We start from the raw sequence: 14,133 nt of genomic DNA, 5'->3' as shown, positions 1-14,133 counted from the left end.
GACATGGATCGCAAGATCATGATCATTGGCAATGGTGAGGTTCCTCAGGAGGTTGCGGACGCCATTGATGCTGCCGATATGGTTATCCGCTTCAATGGCGCACGTAACTTCGGCATGGCCGGTCACCGCACCGATGTGATGGCGGTGTGCAATACTGGCCGTCCCGCCAAAGCCATGCTGGCCGATTGTGCCTGGCGCAACAGTCCGGCTGTCGATACCAGCGGCGCGATCTGGTCGGTGCGCGATCCCGCGAAATTCGAGGCGATGAAGCCGGAGGTTCTGACGCATTTTCCTGAACTTGAGGATCTCTTCTACGATCACACTGACGAATTTGCCGAATTTGCCAGAGGTGGTGGCAAGGATCATTTGGTTCTACCAGCCTTGGCCCACGAGGCTGCAGTGGCGGCGCTCGAGCCCTACGATCCCGGTCTCTATGTCACGCCGAGCAGCGGCATGGTGGTGATGAGCCATGTTCTTCACGATCCGGCTTTTGCCGGAGATCGGATTTTCGTTGCGGGCTTTTCGCACACGGGTTGGGACGGCCATCCTTTCGCTGCGGAACGGCAAGTGATCGACGCACATATCGAGGCCGGGCGGCTGACGCGCCTTGGGCCTTCACCCTTACCTGTCCTGTCCCAAGGAGCCTGACCATGCCTTTTAAAATGTCCCGCGCCGCCTATGCCAGCATGTTCGGCCCCACGACCGGGGACAAAGTGCGGCTGGCCGATACCGAACTGTTCATCGAGGTGGAAAAGGATTTCACCCATTACGGCGACGAAGTGAAATTCGGCGGCGGCAAGGTGATCCGCGATGGCATGGGGCAAAGCCAGGCGACGCGCGTGGACGGCGCGGTCGATACGGTCATAACCAATGCGCTGATCGTCGATCACTGGGGCATCGTCAAGGCCGATATCGGCTTGAAGGATGGCCGGATCGTTGCCATCGGCAAGGCGGGCAATCCCGATACCCAGCCGGGCGTCAATATCATTGTCGGCCCCGGCACGGAAGCGATTGCCGGGGAAGGCAAGATCGTCACGGCGGGCGGCATGGACAGCCATATCCATTTCATTTGCCCGCAGCAGATCGAGGAAGCGCTGATGAGCGGCTTGACCTGCATGTTGGGCGGCGGCACCGGCCCTGCGCATGGCACGCTCGCCACCACCTGCACGCCTGGTCCCTGGCATATTGCCCGGATGATCGAGGCGGCGGATGCTTTCCCGATGAACCTGGCTTTTGCGGGCAAGGGCAACGCCTCGTTGCCGGGTGCGTTGGAAGAAATGGTGCTGGGCGGTGCCTGCGCCCTGAAACTGCATGAGGATTGGGGTACGACCCCCGGTGCCGTCGATTGCTGCCTGTCGGTGGCCGACGACTACGATGTGCAGGTGATGATCCATACCGATACGCTGAACGAAAGCGGTTTCGTGGAGGATTCCATCGGCGCCATCAAAGGCCGTACCATCCATGCCTTCCATACCGAGGGGGCAGGCGGCGGCCATGCGCCTGACATCATCAAGATCTGCGGCCAGCCGAATGTGATCCCGTCTTCCACCAATCCGACGCGGCCCTATACGATCAATACGCTGGCCGAGCATCTCGACATGCTGATGGTCTGCCATCACTTGAGCCCATCGATCCCGGAAGATATTGCTTTTGCCGAAAGCCGGATCCGCAAGGAAACCATTGCGGCGGAAGACATTCTGCATGATATCGGCGCGTTTTCGATTATTTCGTCGGACAGCCAGGCCATGGGCCGGGTCGGCGAAGTGGCGATCCGTACCTGGCAGACGGCCGACAAGATGAAGCGCCAGCGCGGACGGCTGCCATCGGAAACCGGCGAGAACGACAATATGCGCGTCAAGCGCTATATTGCCAAATACACCATCAACCCGGCCATTGCCCATGGTCTCTCCCATGAAATCGGCTCGATTGAAATCGGCAAGCGCGCCGATCTGGTGATCTGGAACCCGGCGTTTTTCGGCGTCAAACCGGATATGGTGCTGCTTGGAGGCTCGATTGCCGCCGCCCCGATGGGTGATCCCAACGCCTCGATCCCGACGCCGCAGCCGGTGCATTACCGGCATATGTTCGGCGCCTATGGCAAGGCCCGCACCAACTCCTCCGTCACCTTCGTGTCTCAGGCCTCGTTGGATGTAGGTCTGGCGGCGCGGCTCGGCGTTTCCAAGCAATTGCTGGCGGTAAAAAACACCCGCGGCGGCATTTCCAAGGCGTCGATGATCCACAACAGCCTGACACCGCATATCGAGGTCGACCCTGAAACCTATGAAGTGCGCGCTGATGGCGAATTGCTGACCTGCGAACCGGCCACTGTTTTGCCGATGGCACAGCGGTATTTCTTGTTTTGATGGGAGTTATACGATGAGTCATTGAAAATGGTTCATCGTATTCCTTTTGCAAATATCTCAAGCCGTGCAAGCATTTGAGATATTTGCAATCTCTTTAAGGCGGGGACGCGTGAGCATGTCAGAGCCTTGGTATTATTGCGACTGGTGGTGATGTCTGAATCTGAAAATCAAGCCTTCTTGCAGGACAGTCTGCAAGTTCTTGTCGGTCTGCCTTTAAGCATTGCCCGCAATGCGGCAGATATGAAAGTTTTCCATTTTGGCTCCATTCGCCCCCATCATTCAACACGGGGAAGACCAGGAACGACGGGATCTCATGCGCTCCATATCCAATGCTCCTGGCGGATTGTCACGGAGAATGGGATCGTGACAGGGTCCTCAGATCGTTTCATGGAGCCTGAGGAGGGTGCTCCTGTAAACGTCGAGGATCCTCAATTTGGTACGTTGCAATTCGTGCGGATTGCGGCCTTGCTGCAAGGTTACGACGAAGCCACTAAGTCCTTTGTAAATGCCACGGATCATCTCATTGTCCAGTCCGTAACATGCGACAGATATTGTGGAGCTGATCTCCAATTGTCAGGTGGTTATCGCCTGCAAATTTTCCCGGATGGTTCGCAGGCCGAGGACTGGCGTTTTATGGAGAATGAAGGACGGCACATCGTTATCGAAGGCGGAAAAGCGAATGTGGTGGGCTGATAGCCCACCTCTACCTTCCCTTTAAATCTATTAGAATTGAAGAGGCGGCGACGCTTTAACGCCCACTCCCGTCGCCCTCTTTCAAAGGCAGGCAGCATCGCCACTGAAACGGGTTCAGCCTGAAAACGGCTTTTGCATCAGCCCGGAGGAATTGTGGCCCGTCCGGTACTCATTCAGGGCCTCAACGTAAAAATCGTCCCAGAATTCATTGGCGTCCTTCGCCGAAAACATCGTCTTTGCAGTGCGATAGGCGGCTTGGCGCATGGCTTTGTAGGCATTCTGGTCGGCCATGGCGGCGACGACTTCGTTCAGGCTTTCTTCAGCCAGTCGCTCGATCTCGCGGGCATGAATCTCGGCAAATTCCGGCGTGCTGCGGTCGTCGGCAATGTGTTTCCACTCACCGATATCATTGGTGTCCAGATCCAGCAGGATGCCATTTTGCCGGTGCTTGATGAATTCTGGCAGCGCACCCTGTTTGGTGGCAATCACCGGCACGTAATTGGCCTCGGACTCGATCGCGCTGAAGCCGAATGTGTCGCAGAATGTGGTCAGCAGCGAGAAATGCGCATTGCGCAGGATTTTCAGCACTTCGCTATTTGGAATGTTCTGGACATGGCGAACATTCGGCAGGCTCAACAATTTGCGGTAACGGTCGAAGTAACCGGGCGCCAACGGGTCAGTCCAGGACATCGGTCCGACTTCCACCGTGGAGACGATATCGACTTCCAGCGGAATGCCGCGCTCCATGGCGAGTTCGGCCATGCGCACGCCAACGCAACCGCCCTTGCGGGCAAAGTGATTTCCGACGAAGACGACGCGGATCGGCCCCTGGTTTTCGTCGTTGAACGTATCCGCTCGCTCTTCGATTTCCATATTTGGATAGCGCATGAACAGCTTCCTGTTCAGCGCCTCATAGGCAGGATTGTTTCTATGGGTCTTTTGAAAGATCCGGCGTGCATGTTCGGAAATTGCGCCGATCCCGAGACAGCGGTCGGAAATCAGACGCCGGGTCATGAAGGCATAAAGTGCTGAGGTCTCAATGCCGAAGCCGCGCGGCATATGGGATTCAAAAGAGATCATGAAGGGCGTCGCGCTCATCGGTATCCGGTTGAACGCATGGATGAGGTCGAACCGGCGCGGCGGAAATGGCGACAGGACCGTGATGCCTTCCAGCTTCGGCGATACGTAGTTCATCGGCACGAAATTGCGATTTTCGATCATGTGCCGGCTGTGGCGCGGTGAATTGAAGCGCCAGGGGTAACGGGTCGGTGCCAGCACCGACAAACGGGTATTTCTGACGGAGGGGTCCCGGTCAATGGCTCTGCCCACTGTACCATTGGTGTCTTCTACGACCGGCAATACGTGCCGAGTCATAGGCTGCTTTTTCGCATTCAACATCGTTTCCGTCTCCAACCCTACCCAATACCAAAAAAGATCTTCTGTCGGCGATTGGCATTCGAAAGCCTGTTTCGATGCCGAATTTTGTGCAAATTCTTAACAAATCGTTAAGGTCGAATATTTCCGGATTAAAATACGCAACAAAGTTTTTTGCAATGCTTCAAGATCTGTTTTGTCTGTTTTTTTATGTGATAATCGCCCTCTGCATCGACCATTAAAGGTATAGATCTTAAAATAGGGCAATAATGTGCTATTATGAAGCTTTGTTAAAGTTGTGATCGATTGCATACGTTGCTGTCGAGGCAGCAGTGGCCAATGCATCGCGGTTGGTCTTCTATACAGCGCGCGCAATAGGCCGGTTTGCCCGGTTTGAGCTTTTGCCGCCTTAAAAGCGAAACTGGCCATCATTATACAATGCCTAATGGGTCCGCCATGCACTATGCGCATGTCAGGCATGCTGCGGCGTCCAGCATGCTGTTTTATGCTGCGCCGCACATGGTTATGCGGTAATCGAAAGGCTGATCCCGGTGGCCCGGTAAAAGGCCGCTTTTCATCATTTTTACGCTTCATCATGTCTATCAAAGGAGATCAGCGATGCTTATTGGCAGAAAAGTGCCCAGCGTCACGTTTCGTACCCGCGTTCGCGATGAAGAGGTCGGTGGCCCAAACCCCTTCCGTTGGCAAGATATGACCTCGGATGATTACTTCAAGGGCAAGAAAGTCGTGCTCTTTTCGCTTCCGGGTGCTTTCACTCCCACCTGCTCGACCTTCCAACTGCCGGATTTCGAAAAGCTTTATAGCGAGTTCCAGTCTGCCGGCATTGACGACATCTACTGCATTTCGGTCAATGATGCTTTCGTTATGAATGCCTGGGGCAAGCAGCAGGGCCTGGCCAACGTCAAGCTCATTCCCGATGGCTCCGGCGAGTTCACCCGCAAGATGGGCATGCTGGTGTCCAAGGACAATCTCGGCTTCGGCATGCGCTCCTGGCGCTATGCGGCTATCATCAACGATGGCGTGGTGGAGCAGTGGTTCGAAGAAGAAGGCTATTCCGACAATTGCGATAGCGACCCTTATGGTGTGTCTTCGCCGCAGAATATCCTGGAAAAGCTGAAGGAAAAGCAGGCGGCCTAAGACGGCGACTGATTTTCACCAAACCTTCGTAGGCGCGATTAAACACGTCTGCGTGACCAGAAAAACCCGGCTGCGTGCCGGGTTTTTTCGTTTCGGTGATGCGCGGGCCGCTGGTATTTCCGCTACAGCGCCGTCCATCCAACATGGCGTACTAAAGTTCGCTGTATCGTTTTATGCGGTAGCGCCCCTGCCTTTGCCCGGATGATCTGTTTTGGCTGTTCGTGTATTGAAATGATGCGATGGCCCATACAATCAATCGTTAAAATTCTAGGTATTGATTTAGGAAACGACACACAAAACAGGCCTATCCCAGAGAAAAGCAGAGAAGGGGGCGGCAATTGATTCGAATATTGAACTGGCTTTCGCTGCGCCGAGGATTTGAAGATCTCTCGCAAAGGGGAAACATTTTCAGCTTTGTCATGCATCTGATGTTTTCGTCCGTTTCCCTGGCACTTGGCTTTCAGATCGTTGCCCTGCCGTTCTGTTGGGTGCTGGGTCTGGTGCCGATGCCGATCATCGATGCGGTCAAGCTCAGCGTGGCGATGAGTTGGTTGTTGGGCAGTTTCGTGGCCACATTCACCGGCGTCTTTGTGGCGCGTGAAATCCGTAGTCTCGCCATCGCCAAGGCAAAATACGAGCATCTGAGCAGGATTGACGGTCTGTCCGGCCTGCTGAACCGGCGTGCCTTTTCGGAGGCGCTGGACCAGACGGAGGGGAACGCTTCGCTGGCCATCGCCGATCTCGATTGGTTCAAGTCGATCAACGATGCTTACGGCCACAGCGCCGGCGATTTCGTCATTCGGGCCGTGGCAGACATTCTGTGCCATTTCGCCAATGATCCGCATGTCACGGCCAGGCTTGGCGGCGAGGAATTCGGTTTGATCATCCAAGGCGACACGATCCAGCAGCGGTTTGAGCGGATCGACATGATCCGCCGCAGTATTTCCGACCTTCGGCTGCATTTCGACGGTCGGTTGATTTCGACATCCATCTCGATCGGCGTTGCTGAAATTTCGCCGGAAAGGCGGCCGGAAGTGGTCTATGCGGCGGCCGACCGCGCGCTTTACCGTGCCAAGGCCAATGGCCGCAACTGTATCGTGCATGAAATGACCCATGGCCCGCAGCCGTTGAAGCAGGCTATCCAGGCCGTCTCCTAAACTGCCCGATCATTGCTTTGAGATTTGCGATAACAACGGCACAGGCCCATTTGCCTGTTGCGCCCGGCCCTTGTTTTGCGCAAACTCGGCGCCTGCCAAGGCTGTCGCTTTATCCAAGGCTGTCGGCCAAATCCGGTTTAGTGAATCGATATAAGCGTTGCGGAGCCATTGGCGATCCGCAGGGTCATGGAGTGCCGATGCTGCGTGTGATCTCTTATCTTCCGGCCTCAGATGCCCTTGATCCGGCGGTGTCGACGGTTGTTCTGCCCCATGACATGCGCCATTTGCGTCGCAAGCTGCTGCATCTAGCCGATGGCGAGATGGTGATGCTGGACCTGAAGGAAGCGGTGCTGTTTGCCGATGGCGACCGTCTGGTGCTTGATAACGGTGACCAGATCGCGGTGAAGGCCGCCGATGAACGGCTCTACGCGATTGAGCCGCGCGACGGGCAGCATTTGCTGGAACTGGCCTGGCACCTCGGCAACCGTCATCTCCCTGCCCAGATCGAGCTGGACCGCATCCTGATCGGCCGTGATCCGGTGATCCGCGCCATGCTGGAGGGCTTGGGCGCGACGGTCAGTGAGGTGGTGGAGCCGTTTCAGCCGGTGCGTGGCGCTTATCACAGCCATGGGTCACATGCCCATCACGCCCATTCCTGATCGACCATGACCATTGCTCTCGACACGCTCGGCCTGATCCGGCTGATGACATGGCTCTCGCCGGCCTTTCCTGTGGGTGGCTTTGCCTATTCCGGTGGACTGGAAAAGGCGGTCGAGGATGGATTGATTGATGGTGGCGGGACCGCGACCGGGCGGCAAGAGGCGTTGCTGGCCTGGCTGACATCGCTGCTGGACCATGGCACAATTTGGAACGATGCGGTGCTTCTGGCTGAGGCCTGGCGGGTTTGGAATGTGCCGCAGTCCCTAACCGAGGTGTCGGATCTGGCGCTGGCGCTGGCCGGCTCTCGGGAGCGCTATCAGGAAACGACGGCGCTCGGCGCGGCGTTTCGTGAAGCGGCCCGCGCCTGGGCGGACCCGCTTTCGGCTCTGTCGCCCAATCCAGTCGCCTATCCGGTGGCGGTTGGGGCGGTCGGCGCCAGTCAGGGGATAGGTTGCGAGGCAGTGCTTGCCGCCTATTTGCATGCGGCCCTGTCGCAGCAGGTCTCGGCGGGTATTCGCCTCAGCCTGATCGGCCAGACCGGTGGCCTCGCCATTCTGTCGCGGCTTGAGGCGCCTGTGGCAAGATTGGCTGCCCGTGCCGTTCAGACGGGGTTGGACGATCTTGGCAGCGCGACGATTGCCGCAGACATCGTTTCGGCGCGCCACGAAGGTCAATCTGTGCGACTGTTCCGGTCGTGATATCGCCAGCTTTAGAAGCTTGGATAAGAACAAGAGAATAACAAGGGGAAAAGCATGAAATCGGCAAATGGTCCGTTGCGGGTCGGAATTGGTGGCCCGGTCGGTTCGGGCAAGACGGCACTGACGGAAAAGCTGTGCAAGGCGATGCGTGACCGCTATTCGGTGGCCGTCGTCACCAATGATATCTACACCCGTGAGGATGCCGACGCTTTGATCCGTATGCAAGCGCTGTCTTCTGACCGGGTGGTGGGCGTGGAGACCGGCGGCTGTCCGCATACGGCGATCCGGGAGGATGCGTCAATCAATCTCCAGGCGATTGCCGGACTGAACGAGCGCATTCCCGATCTCGACGTGATTTTCATCGAATCCGGTGGCGACAACCTGGCCGCGACCTTTTCGCCCGATCTGGCTGATGTGACGATCTATGTCATCTCGGTCTGTCAGGGCGAAGAAATCCCCCGCAAGGGCGGACCGGGCATTACCCGCTCGGATCTGCTTGTCATCAACAAGAAGGATCTGGCACCCTATGTCGAGGTGGATCTTGATGTGATGGATCGCGATGCGGCGCGTATGCGCGACGCCCGTCCGCATGTGTTTTCCGACCTGAAGCGTGGCGAGGGCGTGGCCGACATCGTTCGCTTCCTTGAAAGCCATGGAGGCCTTTGACATGACGGATATACGTCGTTTCGGGTGCTATGATGTGACGATCATGGTCGATGGTGTTTTTAGAGCGCCGATTGAACATCTGGATCACGCCAGCAGTGACGTGGTGCGAAATGCAGCGGTCGCGGCGTGGCCGGCACCCACCATTGATATGGACGTCAATTTCTTCGTGCTGTCGAGCGCTGACGGCCTTACCCTGGTCGATGCGGGAACAGGCCCTTATTGGGGTCCTGAACTGGGGCTTGGAAGGGCTGCGCTGGAAAGGGCTGGAATAAGCCGCGCCGATGTGCGCCGGGTTCTCCTCACCCATTTGCATGGCGACCATGCGCTGGGCCTTTTTGACGCCGCCGGACAATATTTTCCGCAAGCGGAAATCGTCGTCCCGCAAGCGGATCTGGCCTTTTTTACCAATGTCGCGCTGAAGGAGACCATCCCCGTCTATCGGCGTGGTGGCTTCGACATCGCTGCACGCCTGCTGGAAATCTATCCAGATCGTGTGCGCCCTGTCCCGGAAGGGCCAGTACTTCCTGGAATAGAGATGGTTTCCATGCCCGGCCACACGCCTGGTCACTCCGGCTATCTGATTGGCGAGGGGGCGGAAAAGCTCGTGCTTTGGGGCGATCTTGTGCATGCGCCCAAACTTCAACTTGATGATCCCGATTTCTGCTTCATCTACGACGCGGATGCCAGACAGGGCGCCAACAGCCGCCGGACCATCTTCACCCATGCAAGCGAAAAAGGCTGGACTGCCTCAGGCGGCCATGTTTCCGGTTTCATGCGGGTGGAAAAAGCAGACAAGGGCTGGCATCTCGTCGCGGCCTGATCTTTGAGGACGGCGGGAAAAGCGAAAGCGACAAAAGCGGATATATGCCCCGTTTTCAACTTGTCCCTTTCACCATTTTCGATTTTCAAAACCTGACATTATATCGGAAAGGCGACAGGAACAGATCTTTTGGAAAATCTCTCGCGACATCTTTCAGCGATACTATGCCTGTCAAATCTGTCGGAGTGTGTTGACATCGTTGATCTGGACCATCCGGCCGCGCACAGTGACGCCGCTGTGCCGCAGGGTGGAAAAAGCGCGTGACAGGGCTTCGGGCGCAAGGCCCAGCTTGCCGGCCAGCAGGCTTTTCTGGAAGGGCAGGCGGATCGACACGGCACCGCCGCTATTGGGGCAATTGTCGATCAGATATTGTGCTACGCGTTGCGGAGCGGTTTGCAGTCGGTCATTGGCGATGCAATCCATGGTGCTGCGCAGATAATTGGACAGGCAGCGGATCACTGAACGGGCAATGTCGTTTTCCTGCTCTGCAAGCTGGCGTACTTTGGCAAGGTCAAATCGCGCCACGGTCACATGCTCCGCCGCCTGGGCGTTATAGTGATAGGTATCGCCCATGGCCAACAGGCTTTCGGCAAAGGTATCACCACCGCCGCTGATGCGGATGTCGGCTTCGCGACCGTCCTTGTTCAGGCGATAAAGGCGGACATAGCCGGTCAGCACGCAATAGAAATAATCGGCAGGGTCGCCTTCGCGAAACAGAATATCGCGCGCCTCGAAGCTCAACACTGTCGCCAGTTCCAGCATCCGGTTTAAAGAGCCCGGGCCGAGCGTGGCCATCAGGGGTGATTTTACCAGAATATTGCGATCGCGACTGTTCAAATTCAAAACCTTGTTCACGGCCAGACCGTCCTTTTCCTTCAGCCCTTGCGCAGCAGCGCCCGCCTGATAGCGGTATGGTTCATAAGGGGAATTGGTGGTCGCAACGGCTCGGTCTTGCGTGGGACATCATAGCTGTTCCCATTGGTGCAAGACGGCGCCCTCTTTCCCACCATCGGCCCCCGCCACTGGTCGATGGGGGTAATCTAATGGGAAAATCGGGCCAATGGTTTGATTTCGATCAATAGCCAATTACAATCACAGGTTTGCGTGATTGCAGCTCCGTTCAACGGATTAAGCAGGGGCTTCGGATGGAAAACCGAACCTGGCACAAGGCGATACGCTATGGCTGCCGTATCGCCTTGTGGGATCTGTCATTTTCAATGGTTTTCGTATCAATCCCGTCCGAACGGTCCCGCTGAGAGGCGTCTTGGCGGATGGGCAGCACCGGCTTCCAGGCCATCCATGCGGGCTTCGAGCGTGGAGATCTGGGCCGCGGTCTGGTCGTGTAAATCGGTGAGGGTGGCGGTGTCGAGCGGCTCTCGTTCCTGTTCCTTGGCGCCGACCAGCCTGCCGAAGACGACGCCCAGCAGGCGTGACAGATCGTCCATGACAAGGAAGAAGGAGGGGACGACGACAAGGCTCATTACTGTCGAGACGATGATGCCGCCGATCACGGCGATGGCCATGGGCGAGCGGAACGAGCCGCCTTCGCCGACGCCCAGCGCCGAGGGCAGCATGCCCGCCGACATGGCAATCGAGGTCATGATGATCGGTCTGGCGCGCTTGCGGCCCGCCTCGACCATCGCTTCGACACGTTCCATGCCGTGGCGGCGCATTTCGATGGCAAAATCGATCAGCAGGATGGCATTCTTGGTAACGATTCCCATCAGCATCAGGATGCCGATCAGCACGGGCATCGACAGGGCATTATGGGTGATGATCAGCGCCACCGCCACGCCACCGACAGCCAGCGGCAGCGACAGCAGAATAGTGAAGGGCTGGATGATGTCCTTGAACAGCAGGATCAGCACGATCAGCACCAGCAGCAGGCCCAGGATCATCGCGTTGACGAAGCTCGCCAGCATTTCCTTCTGGACCTTGGTGTCGCCGGTTTCCTTCAGATAGACGCTGGCGGGAATCTTGGCGGAGGCAACGGCCTGCTTGAAGGCTGCCGTCGCCGTATCGAGCGCCACGCCCTGCGGCAGGTCGGCGCCGATCGAGACCACACGGTCGCGGTGATTGCGTTTGATCGAGCTGATGCCTTGGGTGTAATCGATATCGACCACGGTGGAGAGCGGCACCATGGAACCGGACGCAGACTTGATTTTCAGCGCCCTGATAGCACCAAGGTCGCGACGCTGGCCAAGCGCCGCTTGAACCCGGATCGGGATCAACCGGCCATCCAGTGAGATTTTCGGCAATTGCGCGTCGATATCGCCGATGGTTGCGACGCGAAGGGTTTCGGAAACCTGCTGGGCGGTAATGCCCAATCTGGCCATTTCATCGGTTTTCGGACGGATCTGCAATTCCGGGCGCGGCAGTGAGCCATCGGCGCTGACATTGGCCAGCACCGGTACGGTGCGCAATTTCGCCTCCAGAATGCTGACTGCTTCTGTCAGATCCTCTTCGTTCTTGGAGAGGAAGTAGAATGCCATGTCGCGGGCACCGCGATCGTTCATTTTCTGGACGCGCATATCGGGAATGTCATGCAGCTTGGCAAAGACCTGTTTTTCAATCTGCCATTGCGGGATCGTGCGGCCGTCGACGGTCATTTTCGGCAGGTAAGGGCCGATCAGCGGCAGGCCGCCGATCAGTTTGTTGACCACGGTTTTGACCAGCGAATGCTCGATGCGGAAGAGTTGCAGGGTTACGGACGCCCGCCGCAGTTCCAGATCGCCACTGGGCGAGGTGCCGCCCTGGACAAAGACCGATTGCACGCCGGCAAGCGGCTTCAGGGTCTCGGTGATCTGCCTGGCCCGGCTTTCGGTTTCATCAAGCGTGGCATTGGGCGGCAGTTCTATTGAAAGCGTGATGCGCCCGGCATCTTCTGGCGGCAGGAAGCTGGTCGGAACCTGCATCAGCAGGCCGACAGATACCACTAGGAACACCAGCGCTGCCGCCAGTGTCAGATAGCGGCGATACCATGTGCTGGTGGTCGTCAGGACAAGCCGCGTATAGAGCCGCATGAAACGGCCTTCCTGCCCTTCGTCCTCGTCATGGCCGTCTTCCGGCCGCATCAGGTATGCGGCCATCATCGGGGTGATCAGCCGGGCGACCAGCAGCGAAAACAGCACGGAAAAGGCGACCGTCAGGCCGAACTGGATGAAATACTGACCGGGAATGCCGCCCATGAAGGACACGGGCACGAAGACGGCCACAATGGTGAAGGTGGTGGCGATGACGGCAAGGCCGATTTCGTCGGCAGCCTCGATAGCGGCCCGATAGGGCGTCTTGCCCATCTTGATATGGCGGGCGATGTTTTCGATTTCGACGATGGCGTCGTCCACCAGAATGCCGGTCGCCAGTGTCAGGGCGAGGAAGCTGACGAGATTGAGCGAAAAGCCCATCATCTCGAGGATCCAGAAGGTCGGTATGGCGGAAAGCGGCAGGGCAATGGCCGAAATAAGCGTTGCTCGCCAGTTTTTCAGGAACAGGAACACCACGATGACCGCCAGGATTGCCCCTTCCAGCAGGGTATCGATGGCGGCGGTGTAATTGCCATAGGTGAAATAGACAAAATCGCTGATCAGGTTGATGCCGACATCAGGATTTTTGGCCCGCACCTCATCGAGGCTTTTGGCCACCAGTTCGGCGACGGCCACATCGGAGGCACCCTTGGAGCGGAACACCGAGAAGGACACCACCGGCTGGTTGTCGAACAGGGCGAAACTTTTTGGCTCCGTATAGCTGTCGATGATCCGGCCAAGATCGGCAAGCTTGACGAAGCGGTCCGAGGAAATGGCAATGGTGGTGGTGGCGAGCGCCTGGACATTCCGGGTATCGCCCAGCACGCGGATCGCCTGTTCGGCGCCAGCCACCTGGCCCCGGCCCGAGCCGATATCGACATTGGTGCCGCGCAATTGCTTGTTGACGTCGGCGGCGGTAATGCCCAGTGCATTCAGCCGATCCGGGTCCAGCTCGATCCGGATCTCGCGGTCGGCACCGCCGATCCGGTCGATGCGGCCAATGCCTTTCTGGCCCTGCAGCGCGCGTTTGATTGTGTCATCGACGAACCAGGACAATTCTTCAAGCGTCATGTTCGGGGCGGAGACGGCAAAGGTCTGGATTGCCTGACCTTCGACATCGACCTTGTTGACGATCGGCTCATCGACGCCAGCGGGCAGATCGTTGCGGATCCGATCCACCGCATCCTTGACATCCTGAACGGCCTGCTGGGTGGGAATTTCGATGCGGAACACCACCGAGGTGACCGACACGCCGTCATTGACCTTGGAGGAGATCTCATCGACGCCGTTGATCGAGGCGACCGCATCCTCGATTTCCTTGGTCACCTGCATTTCCAGTTCCGACGGCGACGCCCCGCTCTGGGTGACGCTGATCGACACGACGGCCACATCGATATTCGGAAAGCGGGTAATGGGCAGGCTGTTGAAGGACTGGATGCCCAGCACCATCAGCAGGAAGAAGCCCAACAGGGGTGCTATCGGATTGCGGATTGACCAGGCGGAGAAATTCATCGTCTTGCC

At 57.5% G+C, this 14,133-nt stretch carries 13 protein-coding genes; 9 read left to right on the top strand and 4 right to left on the bottom strand.

What is annotated here, in order from left to right; genetic code table 11:
• Positions 1–3 precede the first annotated feature (3 nt).
• From AVI_RS13725 to AVI_RS13715, 3 genes are all read left to right on the top strand, one after another.
• A complete protein-coding gene (locus AVI_RS13725) occupies positions 4–648 on the top strand; it encodes a hypothetical protein (protein WP_015916906.1) in 645 nt (214 codons plus the stop codon).
• A 2-nt stretch (positions 649–650) separates the two neighbouring features.
• The gene (gene ureC, locus AVI_RS13720; RefSeq protein WP_015916905.1) at positions 651–2,363 is read left to right on the top strand and encodes an urease subunit alpha; all 1,713 of its coding nucleotides are present in this window, start codon (positions 651–653) and stop codon (positions 2,361–2,363) included.
• A gap of 150 nt (positions 2,364–2,513) precedes the next feature.
• Positions 2,514–3,056, top strand: a complete 543-nt coding sequence (locus tag AVI_RS13715) for a hypothetical protein (protein WP_041697003.1) — start codon at positions 2,514–2,516, stop codon at positions 3,054–3,056.
• A 114-nt stretch (positions 3,057–3,170) separates the two neighbouring features.
• Here the strand turns inward: AVI_RS13715 and AVI_RS13710 are convergent, their stop codons facing one another.
• Together AVI_RS13710 and AVI_RS30580 are read right to left on the bottom strand one after the other, a co-directional pair.
• On the bottom strand, positions 3,171–4,430 hold the full coding sequence (locus tag AVI_RS13710) for a glycosyltransferase family 4 protein (RefSeq protein WP_187152364.1): 1,260 nt from the start codon (positions 4,428–4,430) through the stop codon (positions 3,171–3,173).
• Between the two features lie 120 nt (positions 4,431–4,550).
• Positions 4,551–5,027, bottom strand: coding sequence for a hypothetical protein (locus AVI_RS30580; RefSeq protein WP_139192588.1), 477 nt, complete (start codon positions 5,025–5,027; stop codon positions 4,551–4,553).
• A 21-nt stretch (positions 5,028–5,048) separates the two neighbouring features.
• Here AVI_RS30580 and AVI_RS13705 point away from each other — a divergent pair, with 21 nt between their 5' ends.
• The 6 genes from AVI_RS13705 (at position 5,049) to aidB (ending at position 9,589) form a co-directional block, all read left to right on the top strand.
• Positions 5,049–5,588 (top strand): peroxiredoxin, encoded by a 540-nt coding sequence (locus AVI_RS13705; RefSeq protein WP_015916902.1) that lies wholly within the window; start codon positions 5,049–5,051, stop codon positions 5,586–5,588.
• Between the two features lie 338 nt (positions 5,589–5,926).
• Complete coding sequence (locus AVI_RS13700; protein WP_139191449.1) at positions 5,927–6,745, top strand: GGDEF domain-containing protein; 819 nt, start codon at positions 5,927–5,929, stop codon at positions 6,743–6,745.
• A gap of 197 nt (positions 6,746–6,942) precedes the next feature.
• Positions 6,943–7,404, top strand: coding sequence for an urease accessory protein UreE (gene ureE / locus AVI_RS13695; protein ID WP_041696999.1), 462 nt, complete (start codon positions 6,943–6,945; stop codon positions 7,402–7,404).
• Between the two features lie 6 nt (positions 7,405–7,410).
• Positions 7,411–8,103 carry an urease accessory protein UreF gene (locus AVI_RS13690; RefSeq protein WP_015916899.1) on the top strand — a complete coding sequence of 231 codons (693 nt, stop codon included), beginning with the start codon at positions 7,411–7,413 and terminating at the stop codon, positions 8,101–8,103.
• A 54-nt stretch (positions 8,104–8,157) separates the two neighbouring features.
• Complete coding sequence (ureG, locus tag AVI_RS13685; RefSeq protein ID WP_015916898.1) at positions 8,158–8,769, top strand: urease accessory protein UreG; 612 nt, start codon at positions 8,158–8,160, stop codon at positions 8,767–8,769.
• Between the two features lies 1 nt (position 8,770).
• Entirely contained in the window at positions 8,771–9,589 is an 819-nt protein-coding gene (gene aidB, locus AVI_RS13680) for an AidB family quorum-quenching N-acyl homoserine lactonase (RefSeq protein WP_015916897.1), read from the top strand.
• 171 nt (positions 9,590–9,760) lie between these two features.
• Here aidB and AVI_RS13675 read toward each other — a convergent pair whose 3' ends face one another.
• Positions 9,761–10,450, bottom strand: coding sequence for a Crp/Fnr family transcriptional regulator (locus AVI_RS13675; RefSeq protein ID WP_041696996.1), 690 nt, complete (start codon positions 10,448–10,450; stop codon positions 9,761–9,763).
• 368 nt (positions 10,451–10,818) lie between these two features.
• Positions 10,819–14,124 (bottom strand): efflux RND transporter permease subunit, encoded by a 3,306-nt coding sequence (locus AVI_RS13670; RefSeq protein ID WP_015916895.1) that lies wholly within the window; start codon positions 14,122–14,124, stop codon positions 10,819–10,821.
• Positions 14,125–14,133 lie beyond the last annotated feature (9 nt).

It is taken from the genome of Allorhizobium ampelinum S4 (assembly GCF_000016285.1).
Lineage (GTDB): Bacteria > Pseudomonadota > Alphaproteobacteria > Rhizobiales > Rhizobiaceae > Allorhizobium > Allorhizobium ampelinum.
Note: the sequence above shows the minus strand (reverse complement) of the source record. Positions and strands in the feature narration are given on the sequence as shown.